Below are 16,234 nucleotides of genomic sequence, written 5' to 3' on the forward strand. Positions count from 1 at the left end.
ACGAGTAGACTGACCTCGCCGACCGCAGCAGCGGCCCCGCCGTCCGGGGCGGCCGCCAAGCCCGCCGCCGCCAAGCCCGCGACGACCGCCGCGACCAAGCCGGCCTCCAAGTCCGCGACCACCGCGCCTCCGCCGCCGGGAGCGCCGCGATGAGCCTCGGCGGCGCGCGGCCTCTCAACCCCGCCCGCTGGTTGGGCGTGCCGATGCTGCTGTGCATGGCAGCGACGATCATCTTCGCCGCGCCGATCCGCATCTGGGGCTTGCAGCTGCCCGAGCCGGTCTTCGCCATCGTCCCGGCCTTCGCCTGGGCGATAATCCGGCCCTCGATCCTGGCGCCGTTCGCGCTGCTGGCGCTGGGCCTGTTCCTGGACATCTTCTGGGGCGGACCCACCGGCCTATGGGGCCTGTCGCTGCTGGTCGCCTACGCGACCGTGCTGATCCTCCGCAACGCCATGACCGGTCAGAGCCGTCCGATGATGTGGGCCTGGTTCGCCGGCGTCACCGCGGTGGCCATGGTGGCGGCCTTCCTGTTCACGATGCTGGACAGCCTGGCCATGCCCAGCCTCTTGGCGGTGTTCTGGCAGTTCCTGGTCACCGCGCTGCTGTTCCCGTTCGCCCACCGCCTGGTCGATCGCTTCGAGGACGCCGACGTGCGGTTCCGGTGAGGCCATGAGCGAACCCTCAATCTTCTTTTTCGAGGTCAACGAGCGTCAGGGCGTCTTCCACCGTCGCGCGTTCCTGCTGGGCGGCTTCACGGGCCTGGGACTCTTGGCCCTGGGCGGGCGCCTGGCCCAGCTGCAACTGGTCGAGGCCCAGCGCTACCAGAAGCTCTCGGCCGGCAACCAGTTCAACTACCGCCTGGTGCCGCCGCCGCGCGGCCTGATCCTCGACCGCAACGGCGTGTCGCTGGCGTCGAACCGCCCCAACTTCCGGCTGATCATCAACAAGGACAAGGACCTGGACGCCGAGGCCGTCATGGACGACCTGGCCAAGCTGGTCCCGATCGACGGAACGCGCCGCGCTCGCGTGCTGAAGGAACTGGACCGCGCGCCCAAGAAGGCGCCGGTGGTGGTGATGGAGGACCTCTCCTGGGAGGAGTTCTCGCGCATCAATATCCGCGCGCCGGAGCTGCCGAATGTCACCGCCGACATGGGCGAGGTGCGGGTCTATCCGTTCGGCGGGGCTTTCGCCCACGTGATCGGCTATGTGGCCAAGGTGTCCGACAAGGACCTGGAGGCGGCCGAGAGCGACAGCACCCAGGACCAGGAACTGCTGCACCATCCGGGCTTCCGGATCGGCAAGCAGGGCGTCGAGAAGGCCTTCGACCGGCAGCTGCGCGGCAAGGCCGGCGCCACCAAGACCGAGGTCGACGCCCAGGGGCGCGTGGTGCGGCTGGATCCCGCCGGCGACATCCCGCCGACCCCGGGCAAGGAAATCCACCTCACCCTGGACGCCGACATCCAGAACCGCGCCCTCGAGGTGATGGACGAGGAGAGCGGCGCGATCGTGATGATCGATTGCCGCACGGGCGACGTGCTGTGCATGGCCTCGGCGCCGAGCTTCGACGCCAACCGCCTGGTCAAGGGGCTGTCGGGCGCCGAATACAAGGCCCTGGCCGAGTACGAGCGCAAGCCGCTGCTGGACAAGACCATGACCGGCGTCTATCCGCCGGGCTCGACCTTCAAGCCCACGGTGGCGCTGGCGGCGCTGAGCGCCGGGGTCAATCCGGCGGAGCACGTGGTTTGCACCGGCGGTTGGAGCTTCGGCGGGCGGGTCTGGCACTGCCACAAGAAGGGCGGCCACGGCGTGCAGAACATGCACGACGCCATCAAGAACTCCTGCGACGTCTATTTCTACCAGATGGCGCTGCGGATCGGGCCCGACCCGATCCACACGACAGCCACCGCCCTGGGCTTCGGCCAGACCTTCGACATCGGCATTCCGGGGCAGCGCAAGGGGCTGGTCGGCTCGCGCGAGTGGAAGAAGCAGACCTTCAAGCGCGATCCGGTCTGGCATCCGGGGGACTCGGTGCCCTACGGGATCGGCCAGGGCTATATCAACGTCAACGCGTTGCAGCTGGCGGTGATGTGCGCGCGGTTAGCGAATGGCAAGCGGGCGCTGAACCCGCGTCTGATCAAGTCGATCGGCGGCGTGGACCAGCCGCACGGCGACGCGGTCGGCGACCTGCCGTTCCCGTCGGAACATCTCGAGATCGTGCGGGCCGGCATGGCGGCCGTGGCCAACGACCCCACCGGCGGCGCCTACAAGCAGAGCCAGCTGGGGTTGGGCGACGTGCTGATGGCCGGCAAGACCGGCACGGCGCAGGTCCGGCAGTATTCCCAGACCGGCTCGCGCAGCAACCAGGGCGTGCCCTGGCGGCTGAAGGACCACAACCTGTTCATCGCCTTCGCGCCCTATGACAATCCGCGCTACGCCATGTCGGTGCTGGTCGAGCACGGCGGCCTGTTCGGCTCCAGCGCCGCCGCGCCGCGCGCGCGGGAGGTCATGCGGGTGGCCCTGCTGAAGGATCCCGAGATCCGCGCTCGCATCGAAAAGCCGATGCCGATGCCGACGATGAACGAGAGCGACCTGTCCACCGACGGCGCGGCGCCGGACGCCCCGACGGACGGTCCGGACCTTCCCCCGCCGCCTCCTGGAGTCCCGCAATGACCTTGAGCGGCGGCCTGACCCGGCCCGGCGAACGCGACCGGCCGATCATCAAGTTCATGGAGGTCGACTGGACCTTCTGCCTGGTGCTGGCGATGATCGCCGGCGTCGGCGGTTTGATGCTGTTCTCGATCGCCGGGGCGTCGTGGGAACCCTGGGCCGACAAGCACCTGCTGCGCTTCGGGCTCTATTTCATCATCATGATCGCCCTGGCCATGTGCGACCTGCGCTGGTGGTTCTGGTCGGCCTATCCCGTCTATGTCGTCGGGGTGATCCTGCTCGTCGCCGTGGATGTCTTCGGCCATACCGCCTTGGGCGCGCAGCGCTGGCTGCAACTGGGGCCCATTCGCTTCCAGCCGTCCGAGGTGATGAAGATCGGTCTCGTCCTGGCCCTGGCGCGCTTCTATCACGGGCTCAGCGCCGATCGCGCGCGCCTGTCCTGGATGCTGCTGATCCCCGCGGCGATGATCGGCGTTCCCTTCCTGCTCGTCGCCAAGCAACCGGATCTGGGCACCGCGATTTTGCTGGGCGCGACCGGGTTCGCAATCATGATGCTGGCCGGCCTGGACTGGCGGCTGATCGCCGCCGGCGTGGTCGGCGCCGCGGTCGCGATCCCGCCGTTCGTGATGTTCGTGCTGCACGACTATCAGCGAAACCGGATCCTGACCTTCCTGCATCCAGAGCAGGACCCCTCGGGCGACGGCTATCACATCCTGCAGTCCAAGATCGCCCTGGGCTCGGGCGGTCTTCTGGGCAAGGGCTTTGGCCTGGGGTCGCAGAGCCAGCTAAACTTCCTGCCCGAAAAGCAGACCGACTTCATCTTCGCCACCCTGGCCGAGGAGTTCGGTTTCGTGGGCTGCTTTGGCGTGCTGTTCCTGTACGGGGCCATCATCTTCATGGCCCTGCGCATCGCCTCGATCAGCCACAGCCACTTTGGACGCCTCTCGGCGGCCGGCGTGACCGCGACCTTCGCCCTCTATGTGCTGATCAACGGCGCCATGGTGATGGGCCTGGCCCCGGTGGTGGGCGTGCCGATGCCGATGCTGTCCTACGGCGGCACGGTCATGTTGACGGTCATGGTGGGCTTTGGCCTGGTCCAGGCCGTCCGCGTGCATCGCTACACCGAAGTGACCAGCGGCACGGGGTCGCTGGTCTGATGGACGAGGACGGGGCGGAGCTGCTGCCCGTCCTCGTGACGTCCCGCCTGCGGCTCCGCTGTTGGCGATCGCAAGACGCCTTGGCTTTATCGACGAACCTGACCTCGGCGGTCACCCGCTGGCTGAGCTCCTGGCCTGATCCGACGTCCATCGATCTTGCCGCCAAACGCATTGCCGAGGCGCGCGCGGGCGTGCGTCAGGGTTGGCACGTCAGCTACGCGATCGAGCGTCTAGCGGACGGTGTCGTCATCGGAGGCTTTGGCGGCGGCGCCCAGGAACAGCGCGAGCGTGTCGAGATCGGCTACCACCTCGCCGAGGCCGCTCAAAGACGGGGCTACATGACCGAGGCCGCGATCGCTGGTCTCGCGGCGATGTGGTCGCTGCTGCCGGCCCAGGTAATCGAGGCGCAGGTCCATCCCGACAACACCGCGTCGCGAACCATTCTGACCCGACTGGGCATGAGGTTCGTCGAGGAGCGTCCGGTTTACTCCACAGCGCGCGAAGCTTGGGAGCCCGGCTGTTGGTACGAGATCGAGCGCCCGACCTAGCTGACTAGCGCCGCCTCGGTCGCCCGCACCAGGCCGTCGATGACGCCGGGCTCGGTCGAGGCGTGGCCGGCGTCCCAGACGATGTCGAAGCGCGCTTCGGGCCAGGCCCTGTGCAGCCTCCAGGCGCTGTCCAGCGGCGTCACGACGTCGAAGCGGCCCTGAACGATCCAGCCGGGGATGTGCCGGATGCGGTCGATGTTCTTCAGGATCCAGCCGTCCTCGTCGAAGAAGCCCCTGTTCGTGAAGAAGTGACACTCGATCCGCGCGAAGGCGATGGCGAAGTCCTCTTCGTTGAACTTCGGCGGGCGCGCTTCTGGACCGCGCAGCGAGATGGTGTCGCCCTCCCACTGGCTCCAGGCGGCGGCGGCTTCAAGCTGGACGCGGCGGTCGGGGGCCACCAGGCGGCGGTGATAGGCCGCCATCAGGTCGCCGCGCTCGTCCTCCGGGATCGGGGCCAGGAACCGCTCCCAGGCGTCGGGAAACAGCATCGAGGCGCCGTCCTGGTAGAACCAGCGCAGCTCGCGCTCGGTCAGCAGGAAGACGCCGCGCAGGATCAGGCCGTCGACGCGGTCGGGATGGGTGATGGCGTAGGCCAGGGCCAGGGTCGAGCCCCACGATCCGCCGAACACCGTCCATTTCTCGACGCCCAGATGAACGCGCAGGCGCTCGATGTCCTCGATCAGGCTCCAGGTGGTGTTGTCGTCCAGGCTGGCGTTCGGGCGCGAGCGGCCGCAGCCGCGCTGGTCGAACAGGGCCATGCGCCACTTGGCCGGGTCGAAGAACCGCCTCATGGTCGGGTTGACCGCGCCGCCCGGGCCGCCGTGCAGGATCACACAGGGTTTGCCGCGCGGGTTGCCGCATTCCTCGTAATAGATCTCGTGCGGGCCGCCGGTGGCCATCCAGCCGAACGAGAAGGGCTCGACCTCGCGGAACAGTCCACGACGGCCGAGGGACGACATGACGGCGGCGGAAGCGTTGCGATCCATGTCTTAATCTAGCGCGTTTCGGACGTTGCTGTGAACGGATCATCCAGCGGCTTCGCGCCTTTCCTCGGCGTCTGTATGATGCATCCATGAGTCAGCCCGCGCCCGAAGACTATTCCGACGAAGAACTGCTCGCGATGCTGAAGCCCGCGCAGCTGGCCGAGCTGGACCGCCAGATCGGCGACATGTTCGGCGCCGAGGGCGTCGACAAGGCCGAGGCGCTCCTGGCCATGGCCAATGTCTACGGTATGCGCGCCGCCGAGCGCGACGAAACCTCGGCCCTGGCCATGCTGCAACTGGCGGCCGCCATGCGCCGGCGGGCCGAGCTGATGCTAGCCGCGCGGAACTAGCCATGAAGACGCCCTCCGAGCTCTACGAGCGGAATGCGGCGGCGTGGGACCAAGATCGCAGACACGCTCGCCCCAAGGGCGAACGGCGGTGGATTCAGCGCTTTGTCAACGCGACCGCTCCCAACGCCGACGTTCTGGATCTGGGCTGCGGTTCGGGCGAGCCGATCGCGGCCGACCTGATCGCCGCCGGCCGCGCCGTCACCGGCGTGGACGCTTCACCCGCCTTGATCGCCTTGTGCCGCGAGCGCTTTCCCGATCAGACGTGGATCGTCGCTGACATGCGCGAACTGGAGCTCGGGCGGCGTTTTGGCGCGGCGGTGGCTTGGCACAGCCTTTTCCACCTACCGCCCGACGATCAGATCGCGCTGATCCCGGTTCTGGCCCGACATCTGGCGGCTGGGGCGCCTCTGATGTTCACCAGCGGGACGACGCATGGCGTGACGATCGGCCAGTGGCGCGGCGAGGCGCTCTATCACGCCAGCCTGGACACCGGGGCCTATGCGGCCTTGCTCGCCGAACATGGCTTCGTGGTGCTCGATCATGTCGTCGGCGATCCGACTTGCGGCGGCGCCAATATCTGGTTGGCGCGACGCGAGGACCGCTAAAGCGGAAACCGCCGGTTCAGCCACGACAGGAGCGCCGCGTTGACCTCGTCGGGCTTTTCCTGCTGGGTCCAGTGGCCGCTGCCCTCGATCAGCACCTTTTCCAGGTCGTCGATCTGGTCGCCCATGCGGTCGGCCATCGACGGCGGCAGCACCACGTCGTGCTCGGCCATGATCATGAGGCAAGGGATGCCGTCGATGCGTCGCGGCAGGGCCTCGGCCTTTTCCCAGTTGCGGGTGAAGTTGCGGTACCAGTTGATCCCGCCGGTGAAGCCGGTGCGTTCGAAGGCGTCGACGAAGACCTTCAGCTCCTCGGGCGTCAGCAGCTGGTGCGTGTCGCCGGTCGCGTCGTAGCGCGCCAGACCCTCCTGCAGGGCCAGGCTGCGAAACTCTGGCGGTCGCGCCTCGAAGTCGGCCACCGTGGCGATCGGCAAGCGCATGAAGAAGCGGATGGTCTTCTCAACGTCCGCGCTCAACTGGGCGTCGGCCACGCCGGGCTTCTGGAAGTGGACAATGTACATGTCCTCGCCATAGGCGTTGCGGAACATCTCGATCGGATCCAGCGGCAGGCGCGGCGTGAAGGGGGTGTTGAGGCCGATGACGCCGGCCACGCGGTCGGGGTGCAGCAGCGGCATCTGCCAGACGACGATGCCGCCCCAGTCGTGGCCGACGAAGATCGCCTTGTCGACGTCCAGGTGGTCCAGCAGGCCGACGAGGTCGCCGGTCAGATGCTCCATGTCATAGGCCTCGACGGCCTCGGGACCCGGGGTCAGGCCATAGCCGCGTTGGTCGGGCGCGATCACCCAGCGGCCGGCGTCGGCGAGGGCGGCGATCTGGTAGCGCCATGAGAACGCCAGTTCGGGAAAGCCGTGGCAGAAGACGATCGGGACGCCCCGCCGCGGACCGGCCTCGTAATAGCCCAGGCGAACGCCGTTGACGTCCGCGAACTTCGGCGCCGGCAGGGGCGGAGCCTGCGGATGCGTGACGGTCATGGGCGTTGCCCTCCCTGGCGGCTATGTGATTGGCGATCACCGTGGATCGCGGCAAACCGTCCGGCAAGCGGCATTTGATCTTTCCGCTGGGGCAAACGGGCGTAAAAGCACGGTCATGACCGACAGCCGCCCGCCCGCCGCCGCGATCCCGTGGCGACTCGTTCTGCTTCTGGGCGCGCTGACGGCCTTCGCGCCGATGTCGATCGACATGTACCTGTCCAGCCTGCCGGCCATCGGCCGCTCGCTCGCCGCGCGGCCCGACCAGACCCAGGCGACCCTGGCGGCGTTCTTCGCCGGCATGGCCATCGGCCAGTTCGTCTATGGCCCGGCGTCGGACCGTCTGGGGCGTCGGCCGCCGCTGTTGGCCGGGATCGCCATCTATCTGGCCGCCTCGCTGGTCTGCGCTCTGGCCACGAATATCCACATGCTGATCGCCGCGCGGTTCGTGCAGGCCCTGGGCGGATGCGCCGGGGCCGTGGTGGCGCGGGCGGTGGTCCGCGACCGCTTCGGCCATGCCGACACCGCCCGGGTGCTGTCGCTGATGACCTTGATCATGGGTCTGGCCCCGGTGCTGGCGCCGCAGTTCGGCGGACTGGTCCAATTGGCGGCCGGCTGGCGCGCGGTGTTCGGCGTTCAGGCCGCCTTCGGTGTCGTCATCGGCGTCTGGGTGCTGATCGCGCTGGGCGAGTCGCGCTCGGCCGAGACCCTGTCCCTGGCGCGGTCGGAGAATCCGCTGAGGGCCTTTGGCGCGCTGCTGCGGATGCGCCGGCTGGTCGGCTACGCCCTGGCCGGGGCGCTGAACGGCGCGACCCTGTTCACCTACATCTCTGGCGCGCCGGACCTGATCATGGGGACCTACGGCCATTCCGCGCTGGTCTTCAACCTGCTGTTCGCCTTCAACGCCGTGGGCATCATCGGCGCCAGCCAGGTCAACCGCCTGCTGCTGCGCCGGGCCACGCCCGACCAGGTACTGGCGCGGGCCAGCGTCGGCTCGATCGTCGCGGCCTTCCTGCTCAGCCTGGCCGCCTGGACCGGCTGGGGCGGACAGTGGACCGTGCTTCCGCTGCTGTTCGCGGCGCTGTCGATCTACGGTCTGATGGGCGGCAACACCATGGCGGGGGCGTTGAGCGTCGATCCCCAGCGCGCCGGCTCGACCTCGGCCCTGATGGGCTCGGCCTCGTTCGGCGCGGGGGCGATCGCCTCGTGGGCCGGAGGGCTGCTGCATGACGGCACGCCGCGCCCGACGGCGGGCGTCATGTTCGCCTGCCTGGTCGGCTCGGCCCTGGCGATTTTCCTGCTGGCCCTGCCGGGCGCGCGCAAGCTTCAGGCCTGATCGGGCAGGCTAAAGCCGCGCGCGGCCATCAGCGCCCAGCCGACCAGGAACGACACGCCGCCGACCGGGGTGATCGCCCCCAGCGCGCGCGGCGCGCCCAGCGCCATGGCGTACAGCGAGCCACAGAACAGCAGCGTTCCGATCAGGAAGAAAGCGGCGACCTTGCCCATGTCCTTGGCGCCCGCCCGGTGCAGGCCGAAGGCGGCGAACACGGCCAGGGCGTGGGCCATCTGATACTGCGAACCGGTGTGCAGCCACTCGACCGGTTTGGGCGCGCTGATCCCGTGCGCGGCGAAGGCGCCGAAGCCGACGGCCAGCAGGCCGCTCACCGCCGCCAGGCCTGTCCAGGTCCTGGGAGTCCATACCGCCATCGGCTTTACGCCCCGTCACCATTGCAATCGTTCGGCGCGACCTTAACGTCGAACGTCTGGACGTAAAGCGACCCCGCTCCCGTAAGCATCAGAGGGTCCGCGCGAGCCAGGGGAGGACGGCATGGCGCTCACCAGGGGCGACGACTACCCGATCCATCAGACGCCCGAGCCCGTGGCCTACGCCGGGACGGATCGGAACTTCTACGACCGCTATTTCTTCAACGGTTACGCGCCGACCGGCGAGGGCGAGGACCTGTTCTTCGCGGCCGCCTTCGGGGTCTATCCGCATCTCAACATCGCCGACGCGGCCTTTTGCGTGATGAAGGGCGGACGGCAGGTCAACCTCCACGCCAGCCGCTGGCTGAACATGGAGCGGATGGACCTGAGCGTCGGGCCGATCCGCATCGAGGTGCTGGAGCCGCTTCACCGGCTGAAGCTGGTGGTCGCCGCGCCCGAGCAAGGGATCGCCGCCGAGATCGTCTTCGAGGGACGCTCGTTCCCGATCGAGGAGCCGCGCTTCGTGCGCCGCAACGGCCCGCGCACCTTCATGGACTATACCCGTCTGACCCAGAACGGCCGCTATGGCGGCTGGATCGAGATCGACGGCGCGCGGACCGTGGTCGACGGATTCGTCGGCACCCGCGACCGCTCGTGGGGCGTTCGGCCGGTCGGGATGCGCGATCCTCAGGACCTGGCCCCGCCCGCGGCGCCGCAGTTCTTCTGGCTGTGGGCGCCGTGCAATTTCGCGGACGGCAGCCTGTTCTTCCACACCAATGACGACGAGCTGGGACGCCCCTGGAACCGCCGTTCGCTGTGGCTGGCCGACGGCGCGCGCGAGGACGATTTCGGCGGCTTCGCCGAGGCCGCCTGCGCCATCCGCTGGAAGAGCGGCACGCGCCACGCCGCCAGCGCCACCCTCGATCTCGGCGCCGACGGGACGGTCACCATCGCGCCCGGGCCCGAGTTCTTCATGCTGGGTCTGGGCTATGGCCACCCGGTCTGGGGTCACGGCTGCAACCAGGGCGCGCTGAAGGTCGAGCGCGAGGATTTCGTCAACGCCGACCTGGATCGCGGGATGCCGCACCTATTGCACGTGCAGGCGATCAGCGACGTGACCTATATCGATAACGCCGGCCGCGAACGCAAGGGCAGGGGCGTTTTCGAACAGCTGGCCATTGGTCCGCACGCCCCGTCGGGCTTCGCCGCGATCCTGGACATGGCGCCATGAGCCTGGGCGAGCGCCTCGAGGCGTATCTCACCCGCGTCTGGGGTCAGCCGACCACGGTCGAGGACCTGTCGCGGATTCCGGGCGGGGCCAGCCGCGAGACCTACCGCTTCGTGGCGCGCATCGATGGCCAGACTCGGCCGTTGATCCTGCGCCGTGATCCGCCCGGCAGTCTGATCGAGACCGACAGAAACCTCGAATATCTGGCGCTGGAGAGCTTCCACGACAAGCTGCCCGCGCCGCGTCCGGTGGCGATGGACGTCGAGGGCGGCGAGCTGGAGCGGCCGTTCTTCATCATGGAGCGGGTCGAGGGCGGCGTGGCGGCTTCGCCGTTCACGGTGGGGCCGTATGGCGACCACGCGCGCGAGATCGGACAACGGTTCTTCGAGATCCTGGGAACCATCGCCGCGACCGACCCGACCGACCTGCCGCTGGCCAAGGTCGCGCCGGCGCCGGCGCCCGAGGACTGCTGGCGGGTGGCGCTGGACCATTGGTCCGGCATCATGGACGCGGACGAGCAGCATCCGCAGCCGATCGTCCGCGCCGCCATCCGGGCGCTGCGCCGCCGGCCGCCGCCGCCGGCTCAGGCGATCCGCGTCGTTCACGGGGACTATCGCACCGGCAACTTCCTGCACGACGGCGCGGGCAAGATCCTGGCCGTGCTCGATTGGGAGATGGTCCATCTGGGCGATCCCCTGGAAGATCTGGGCTGGGCCCTGGATCCGCTGTGGTCGCACTTCGAGGCCGACAAGGCCGGCGGCATGTTGCCCCGCGACGAGGCTCTGGCGATCTGGCGACGGACCAGCGGCCTCGAGATCGACGAGGCCGCGCTGGCCTGGTGGTCGCTGTTCAACGCCGTGAAGGGCCAGACCATCTGGACCTCGGCGGCCAAGGAATATCGCGACGGCGGGTTCAAGGACCCTGTTCTGGCGATTTCCGGCTGGTACACCGCCCGCCGCCACGACCAGATCCTGGCCGCCGCCCTGATGCGTCTGGAGGGCCTGTCATGACGCCCAGCCTGCCCGATATCCTGGTCGGCAACTTCCTGTGCATGATGGACCCGCCGCCGCCCGAGCAGCAGGGAGACTTCATGGCCGGCAAGGTGGCCGTGGTCGCGTTGCTGTCGCTGCTGGCGGCGCAGGAGGCCGAGCGCGGCGTCGCCGCCCGCCTGGCTGAGAACGCGGCCATCCGCGAGATCCTGGCCGAGGCGGCCGACGACCACGGGCTGGATCTGGCAAGTCTTCCGTCGACGGATGATTTCTCGATCTCGGCCCTGGACCGGGTCAACGCGGCGCTGCGCGCGGCGCTGATCGGTCTGCACGAGGCGGTGGAGACGCGGGGCGACACGGCGCGCCATCACGCGATCCTGCGCCTCTACGCGCGGATGGCCGAATGGCGTCGGCTGGACATGCCGCCCTTGCCGGGGCGCTGAGACGGGGCTCGGCGCTACCGGCGCTTCTGGTGCTGGGCGATCTCGTCGGGCTTGATGTCCAGCGGCGCCGGGGCGGCGGCGTTGTAGGCGGCGGTCTCGTGCAGGTCCATGACCACGCTGCGGTGGCCCTGCCAGATCATGTGCAGGGCGACATAGAGCACGATCGCCAGGCCGACGAAGCCGATCCAGCGGTGCTTGTGCAGTATCTTGGCGATGGCGTTGGCCGCCAGGCCCATCAGGGCGATCGACAGCAGAAGGCCGAAGATCAGGATCGCCGGGTGCTCGCGCGCGGCGCCGGCCACGGCCAGCACGTTGTCCAGCGACATGGAGACGTCGGCGATCAGCACCTGCAGGAAAGCGGCCTTGAAGGTCTTCGGCTGGCGGACCGGAACCTCGGCCCCGTCCAGCGCGGCGGCGCCCTCGGCGCTTTCCTGGCGGCCTTGCTCGCGCAGCTCGCGCCACATCTTCCAGCAGACCCACAGCAGTAGGAAACCGCCGGCCAAAAGCAGGCCGATCACGCCCAGCAGCCAGGTGGTGATCAGGGCGAAGGTGATGCGCAGCACGACCGCCGCGCCCAGGCCGTAGAGGATGACCTTCCGGCGTTGCTTGGGATCCAGGCCGCCGGCGGCCAAGCCCACGGCCACGGCGTTGTCGCCGGCCAGGACGAGGTCGATCAGTAGGACTTGCAGTAGGGCCGTCAGCGGGCCTTGCAGGCCGCCCAGGTGGGCGCTCAGAGCGTCGAACATGCCTTCTCAATGCGGCGGCGCGGATGGGGATGCAAGGCCGCAATGGATATGACGCCAAAGCAAGAGGCCCCGGATCCGTCGATCCGGGGCCTCCAATTTCCTGGGCGCGAGCCTGACCTTAGTGGGTCGGCTCCAGCTCGCGACCATGGGCGTCGTGGCCGTGATCGTCATGAGCGTCCGGCGTCGCGGCGGCGATCATCGGATTGACGTAGGCGGGCTCGGCCGACGCGTGAGGCTCGGGATGGGCTTCGGGGGCGGCCGCGTGGCCGTGATCCTCGGCCGCGTGGCCATGGTCGTCATGGTGGGAGAAGGCCGCCGCGGCCGCCGCGCCCACCGCCGCGCCGCCGGCGGCCGCGAGGAACGGATTGACGTGCGAACCGTGGCTTTCGGACGGCGCTTGAGCGGGTTGCTCGAACTCCATCTCGTTACGGCCATAGTCGGTCAGGGTGCGGTACTTGCGCTGACGCTCGGCGCGGCGGCGAGCCTCGGCGTTGCCGCGCGCGACGGCGACCAGGATGATCATGGCCAGAAGCACCAGGCCCGCGCCCAGCAGGGTCTTGATCGCGACGGGACCGACGCCCGGCAGCGTGACCGCGCCGTTCAGCGCCCCGAGGTCGAGGGCGGCGACGCCCTTCTTGACCTGCTCGGGCGCGGCGGCGACGCGCTTGCTGATCTCGCCCAGCGCGAAGCCTTGCGAGTCCTTGGCGCCCGACATCTCGACGCCAAACTGGGACTTCAGCTGACCCTTGGCGTCGGGACCCGGCTTGACGTCCCAGGCGAAGGTGGTCGGCTCGCCCGGCTTCACGGCGGCCGTCTGGCGACCGTTCGGGGTGACTTCGTAGCCTTCGCCCGAGAGCTCGGCGTAGGCGCTGGTCTTCTTGGCGGCCTTGCCGAAGCCCAGCTTGGCGGCTTCCGACTTGATCAGGTCGCCCAGGGTGGCCGGCAGCGACAGGGTCACCTGGCCCGGCTGTCCCTTGGAGAGGCTTTCACCGGCCGCCAGGACAGCGCCGCTGGTGGCTTGCGGCGCGACGGCGGCCTGCAGCTGCTCCAGCTTGCTGGTCGGCTTGGCGGCGGCGGGCACCTCGGGCTGGGCGGTGGCCACGACCGGCGGCTTGACCAGCGGCGTCGCCGGCGCGGCCGGGACGGCGGCCTTCAGCGGCGCCGGCGCGGGGGCCACCGTCTTGGGCGCGACGGGCTTGGCGACTGGCGCGGGCTTGGCTTGGGCGACGACCGCCGGACGCGGGGCGGGCGCGGCCGTGGTCGGCAGGGTGGCCTGGACGCGGTGGTCCGGCGCGGCGTGGCGGCGCGGATGCGTCTCGACGCGGCGCGAGCCCTTTGGATTGGCGATCGGGCTCATCGCCGTCACCAGAGAGCCGTCCGCGCGGCGCCAGGTCTTCAGATTCGAATTGTAGGGCGGGGGCAGGGGGCGTTGATTGACCGCGTCCGCGCGCGCCTGCGCTTGGGCCTGAGCGGCGTCCGACGGCGGCCCGCCCAGCAGACCGTCCGGAGCCTGGCTGGCGTTGGGCGGCGGCGGCGCGCCCATCAGCTCCGGCGCGGTCCGGTCGGCGTGATAGTCGCTGGATGGCGGCGGCGACGGCGCCTTGCTCTGGTCGGCCGCGCTGCACCCCACGAGCAGAAAAGCGGCGACGGAAGAGCCGGCCAAGGCGGCCAAGCGAACTTTGCGTCCAAACATCGGGTCCCCCGATCCCATGTCAGATTTCCTCCGCGAAACCATGGCTCGCGGACCACTGTTCGCGAGAGAAGCACGAGCTTGCGACGAAATCAAAACGGTTAAGACCGATTTACGAACCCATTTCATCCCTCAGGCGAACTCTGGAGGCTTCGTAGAGCGCGATCGCGGCGGCGGCCGACACGTTCAGGCTCTCGAAACCGCCGGGCATGGGGATTCTGCCCAGGGCGTCGCAATGCTCGGCGACCAGGCGGCGCACGCCTTCGCCCTCCGAACCCAGGACGAGGACGGTGGGCTGTTGGTCGAGCACCGCCTCGAGGCTGTCCTCGGCCTCGCCGGCCAGGGCCACGGCTCGCCAGCCCAGGTCGGCCAGCTCCTCCAGGGCCCGCGAAAGATTGACCACGCGCGCGTGCGCGACCTTGTCCACCGCCCCGACGGCGGTCTTGGCCAGCACGCCGGAGAGGGCGGGGGCATGGCGGTCCTGCAGAATCACCCCCTTGGCCCCGAAGGCGGCGGCCGAGCGCAGGATGGCGCCGATGTTCTGCGGATCGGTGATCTGGTCCAGCATGACCAGCAGGCCCTCGGCCGGCGTCCCCATCTCGGCGATCGACATCGGCTCGGGCTCGTCGATACGCAGCGCCAGGCCCTGGTGCACCGCGCCCTGCGGCAGATGCTTGGCGATCTCCTGGCCTTCCATCACTTGCAGGCACGGCAGGGTCTTGAGGTCCGGCGCGAGTCGCTTGGCGCGATCGGGGGTCGCCAGAAGGCGCTTCGGCGCCGGCCGGCGGGGGTTCGAAAGCGCCGCCTCGACGGCGTGAGTCCCCCAGATCCAGTCCTTGGCGTCGCCCTGACCACGAGAAAAGTCGTTCTGTTTCCGGGGCTTGGAACGAAAATCGCGTCCTTGTGCAGAAGGTCGTTTCCGGTCGTTGCGTTCGGAATGAGAGGACACTATAAGACGCGCTCCGATTTGGGGGCCCAAGGGCTTCTCGGGCCAGCCGGCGCTGCTCTTAGCATCGTCCGTCACCGGTCAAAGAAGCTTTTGTTCCGCATCGAGGTTCAGCGGCTTGCCGTCGATCTTCGAAACGGATAAACGCCGCCGGCTTCGGAGCTCCATCGCGTGCTTGGGGGAATGTCCCGAGTGGCAAAGGGGGGGGACTGTAAATCCCCTGGCGTAAGCCTTCGTAGGTTCGAGTCCTACTTCCCCCACCATGCGCGCGTTGAGTTCCGAAGGCAGGTGTGGGCGCCCAGAGCCAGAGACCGGGAGCCGACGCGACCCCGCAGCTTGGCGGGTATAGCACAATGGTAGTGCAGCAGCCTTCCAAGCTGAGGATGCGGGTTCGATTCCCGCTACCCGCTCCAGCTCCCCGAGATTCATTCCCAACAACCCAGCCGCCGGCGCGAAGGTAGAGACGATGGCCAAGGAAAAGTTCGAACGTACTAAGCCGCACTGCAACATCGGCACCATCGGTCACGTTGACCATGGCAAGACCACGCTGACGGCCGCGATCACGATCACGCTGGCGAAGTCGGGCGGCGCGACCGCCAAGAACTACGCCGACATCGACGCCGCGCCGGAAGAAAAGGCCCGCGGCATCACGATCAACACCGCTCACGTCGAGTACGAGACGGCCAACCGTCACTACGCGCACGTCGACTGCCCCGGCCACGCCGACTACGTGAAGAACATGATCACCGGCGCCGCCCAGATGGACGGCGCGATCCTGGTCGTGTCGGCCGCCGACGGCCCGATGCCGCAGACCCGCGAGCACATCCTGCTGGCCCGTCAGGTCGGCGTGCCCGCCCTGGTCGTGTTCATGAACAAGGTCGACATGGTCGACGACGAAGAGCTGCTCGAGCTCGTCGAAATGGAAGTCCGCGAGCTGCTGTCGTCGTACCAGTTCCCCGGCGATGACATCCCGATCACCAAGGGTTCGGCCCTGGCCGCCGTCGAAGGCCGCGACGCCAAGATCGGCGAAGACGCCATCCTGGCCCTGATGGCCTCGGTCGACGAGTACATCCCGCAGCCGGAACGTCCGGTCGACCTGCCGTTCCTGATGCCGGTCGAAGACGTGTTCTCGATCTCGGGCCGCGGCACCGTGGTCACCGGTCGCGTCGAGCGCGGCATCGTGAAGGTCGGT

17 protein-coding genes and 2 tRNA genes are annotated in these 16,234 nt (G+C 68.8%); 13 read left to right on the forward strand and 6 right to left on the reverse strand.

Features of this window, described 5'->3' with window-relative positions; translation table 11 throughout:
• Window positions 1-149 precede the first annotated feature (149 nt).
• Genes OR37_RS19855 through OR37_RS19870 form a run of 4 tightly spaced genes read left to right on the forward strand, consistent with a single transcriptional unit; the run spans window position 150 to window position 4,372 of the window.
• Window positions 150-665, forward strand: a complete 516-nt coding sequence (locus OR37_RS19855; RefSeq protein ID WP_004624553.1) for a hypothetical protein — start codon at window positions 150-152, stop codon at window positions 663-665.
• A 4-nt stretch (window positions 666-669) separates the two neighbouring features.
• On the forward strand, window positions 670-2,670 hold the full coding sequence (mrdA, locus tag OR37_RS19860) for a penicillin-binding protein 2 (protein WP_004624556.1): 2,001 nt from the start codon (window positions 670-672) through the stop codon (window positions 2,668-2,670).
• A complete protein-coding gene (rodA, locus tag OR37_RS19865; protein ID WP_004624557.1) occupies window positions 2,667-3,824 on the forward strand; it encodes a rod shape-determining protein RodA in 1,158 nt (385 codons plus the stop codon). Before mrdA ends, rodA begins: the two co-directional genes overlap by 4 nt.
• Complete coding sequence (locus OR37_RS19870; RefSeq protein WP_004624559.1) at window positions 3,824-4,372, forward strand: GNAT family N-acetyltransferase; 549 nt, start codon at window positions 3,824-3,826, stop codon at window positions 4,370-4,372. Before rodA ends, OR37_RS19870 begins: the two co-directional genes overlap by 1 nt.
• Here the strand turns inward: OR37_RS19870 and pip are convergent.
• A complete protein-coding gene (gene pip, locus OR37_RS19875) occupies window positions 4,369-5,358 on the reverse strand; it encodes a prolyl aminopeptidase (RefSeq protein ID WP_004624561.1) in 990 nt (329 codons plus the stop codon). The two genes, OR37_RS19870 and pip, sit on opposite strands and share 4 nt — an antisense overlap.
• 86 nt (window positions 5,359-5,444) lie before the next feature.
• On the opposite strand from pip, the gene OR37_RS19880 reads away from it, so the two are divergent.
• Window positions 5,445-5,705 carry a hypothetical protein gene (locus OR37_RS19880; RefSeq protein ID WP_004624563.1) on the forward strand — a complete coding sequence of 87 codons (261 nt, stop codon included), beginning with the start codon at window positions 5,445-5,447 and terminating at the stop codon, window positions 5,703-5,705.
• Window positions 5,706-5,707: 2 nt separating this feature from the next.
• Entirely contained in the window at window positions 5,708-6,310 is a 603-nt protein-coding gene (locus OR37_RS19885; RefSeq protein ID WP_004624565.1) for a class I SAM-dependent methyltransferase, read from the forward strand.
• Here OR37_RS19885 and OR37_RS19890 read toward each other — a convergent pair.
• Window positions 6,307-7,299 (reverse strand): alpha/beta fold hydrolase, encoded by a 993-nt coding sequence (locus tag OR37_RS19890; protein WP_004624568.1) that lies wholly within the window; start codon window positions 7,297-7,299, stop codon window positions 6,307-6,309. The two genes, OR37_RS19885 and OR37_RS19890, sit on opposite strands and share 4 nt — an antisense overlap.
• A gap of 115 nt (window positions 7,300-7,414) precedes the next feature.
• Between OR37_RS19890 and OR37_RS19895 the strand changes: the two genes are divergently transcribed.
• A complete protein-coding gene (locus tag OR37_RS19895) occupies window positions 7,415-8,632 on the forward strand; it encodes a multidrug effflux MFS transporter (protein ID WP_004624570.1) in 1,218 nt (405 codons plus the stop codon).
• Here OR37_RS19895 and OR37_RS19900 read toward each other — a convergent pair.
• The gene (locus tag OR37_RS19900; protein ID WP_035017781.1) at window positions 8,623-9,003 is read right to left on the reverse strand and encodes a DUF423 domain-containing protein; all 381 of its coding nucleotides are present in this window, start codon (window positions 9,001-9,003) and stop codon (window positions 8,623-8,625) included. The genes OR37_RS19895 and OR37_RS19900 overlap by 10 nt on opposite strands.
• A gap of 121 nt (window positions 9,004-9,124) precedes the next feature.
• Between OR37_RS19900 and OR37_RS19905 the strand changes: the two genes are divergently transcribed.
• The 3 genes from OR37_RS19905 to OR37_RS19915 are packed head-to-tail and all read left to right on the forward strand — an operon-like array spanning window position 9,125 to window position 11,660.
• Entirely contained in the window at window positions 9,125-10,231 is a 1,107-nt protein-coding gene (locus OR37_RS19905; RefSeq protein WP_004624573.1) for a hypothetical protein, read from the forward strand.
• Window positions 10,228-11,238, forward strand: coding sequence for a phosphotransferase family protein (locus OR37_RS19910; RefSeq protein ID WP_004624575.1), 1,011 nt, complete (start codon window positions 10,228-10,230; stop codon window positions 11,236-11,238). The genes OR37_RS19905 and OR37_RS19910 overlap by 4 nt, the downstream gene beginning before the upstream one ends.
• A complete protein-coding gene (locus OR37_RS19915) occupies window positions 11,235-11,660 on the forward strand; it encodes a hypothetical protein (protein ID WP_004624578.1) in 426 nt (141 codons plus the stop codon). The genes OR37_RS19910 and OR37_RS19915 overlap by 4 nt, the downstream gene beginning before the upstream one ends.
• Window positions 11,661-11,674: 14 nt before the next feature.
• On the opposite strand, the gene OR37_RS19920 is transcribed toward OR37_RS19915, so the two are convergent.
• The 3 genes from OR37_RS19920 to rlmB form a co-directional block, all read right to left on the reverse strand.
• Complete coding sequence (locus tag OR37_RS19920) at window positions 11,675-12,406, reverse strand: TerC family protein (RefSeq protein WP_004624580.1); 732 nt, start codon at window positions 12,404-12,406, stop codon at window positions 11,675-11,677.
• Window positions 12,407-12,524: 118 nt separating this feature from the next.
• Entirely contained in the window at window positions 12,525-14,099 is a 1,575-nt protein-coding gene (gene stpX, locus OR37_RS19925) for a stalk-specific protein StpX (protein ID WP_291842577.1), read from the reverse strand.
• A gap of 109 nt (window positions 14,100-14,208) precedes the next feature.
• Window positions 14,209-15,045, reverse strand: a complete 837-nt coding sequence (gene rlmB, locus OR37_RS19930; RefSeq protein WP_004624584.1) for a 23S rRNA (guanosine(2251)-2'-O)-methyltransferase RlmB — start codon at window positions 15,043-15,045, stop codon at window positions 14,209-14,211.
• 174 nt (window positions 15,046-15,219) lie between these two features.
• On the opposite strand from rlmB, the gene OR37_RS19935 reads away from it, so the two are divergent.
• The 3 genes from OR37_RS19935 to OR37_RS19945 form a co-directional block, all read left to right on the forward strand.
• Window positions 15,220-15,305 (forward strand) — tRNA-Tyr (locus OR37_RS19935).
• Between the two features lie 76 nt (window positions 15,306-15,381).
• A tRNA-Gly gene (locus OR37_RS19940) sits at window positions 15,382-15,455 on the forward strand.
• A gap of 53 nt (window positions 15,456-15,508) precedes the next feature.
• Window positions 15,509-16,234: elongation factor Tu (locus OR37_RS19945; RefSeq protein ID WP_004624586.1), on the forward strand; the 726-nt coding region annotated here is incomplete at its 3' end.

The organism is Caulobacter vibrioides OR37 (assembly GCF_000372645.1).
GTDB lineage: Bacteria > Pseudomonadota > Alphaproteobacteria > Caulobacterales > Caulobacteraceae > Caulobacter > Caulobacter vibrioides_E.

What these genes read in the sequence shown, in the direction of transcription:
- OR37_RS19855 (WP_004624553.1), top strand. Translation starts at nt 150, where the DNA reads ATGAGCCTCGGCGGCGCGCGGCCTCTCAACCCCGCCCGCTGGTTGGGC.
- mrdA (WP_004624556.1), top strand. Translation starts at nt 670, where the DNA reads ATGAGCGAACCCTCAATCTTCTTTTTCGAGGTCAACGAGCGTCAGGGC.
- rodA (WP_004624557.1), top strand. Translation starts at nt 2,667, where the DNA reads ATGACCTTGAGCGGCGGCCTGACCCGGCCCGGCGAACGCGACCGGCCG.
- OR37_RS19870 (WP_004624559.1), top strand. Translation starts at nt 3,824, where the DNA reads ATGGACGAGGACGGGGCGGAGCTGCTGCCCGTCCTCGTGACGTCCCGC.
- pip (WP_004624561.1), bottom strand. Translation starts at nt 5,358, where the DNA reads ATGGATCGCAACGCTTCCGCCGCCGTCATGTCGTCCCTCGGCCGTCGT.
- OR37_RS19880 (WP_004624563.1), top strand. Translation starts at nt 5,445, where the DNA reads ATGAGTCAGCCCGCGCCCGAAGACTATTCCGACGAAGAACTGCTCGCG.
- OR37_RS19885 (WP_004624565.1), top strand. Translation starts at nt 5,708, where the DNA reads ATGAAGACGCCCTCCGAGCTCTACGAGCGGAATGCGGCGGCGTGGGAC.
- OR37_RS19890 (WP_004624568.1), bottom strand. Translation starts at nt 7,299, where the DNA reads ATGACCGTCACGCATCCGCAGGCTCCGCCCCTGCCGGCGCCGAAGTTC.
- OR37_RS19895 (WP_004624570.1), top strand. Translation starts at nt 7,415, where the DNA reads ATGACCGACAGCCGCCCGCCCGCCGCCGCGATCCCGTGGCGACTCGTT.
- OR37_RS19900 (WP_035017781.1), bottom strand. Translation starts at nt 9,003, where the DNA reads ATGGCGGTATGGACTCCCAGGACCTGGACAGGCCTGGCGGCGGTGAGC.
- OR37_RS19905 (WP_004624573.1), top strand. Translation starts at nt 9,125, where the DNA reads ATGGCGCTCACCAGGGGCGACGACTACCCGATCCATCAGACGCCCGAG.
- OR37_RS19910 (WP_004624575.1), top strand. Translation starts at nt 10,228, where the DNA reads ATGAGCCTGGGCGAGCGCCTCGAGGCGTATCTCACCCGCGTCTGGGGT.
- OR37_RS19915 (WP_004624578.1), top strand. Translation starts at nt 11,235, where the DNA reads ATGACGCCCAGCCTGCCCGATATCCTGGTCGGCAACTTCCTGTGCATG.
- OR37_RS19920 (WP_004624580.1), bottom strand. Translation starts at nt 12,406, where the DNA reads ATGTTCGACGCTCTGAGCGCCCACCTGGGCGGCCTGCAAGGCCCGCTG.
- stpX (WP_291842577.1), bottom strand. Translation starts at nt 14,099, where the DNA reads ATGTTTGGACGCAAAGTTCGCTTGGCCGCCTTGGCCGGCTCTTCCGTC.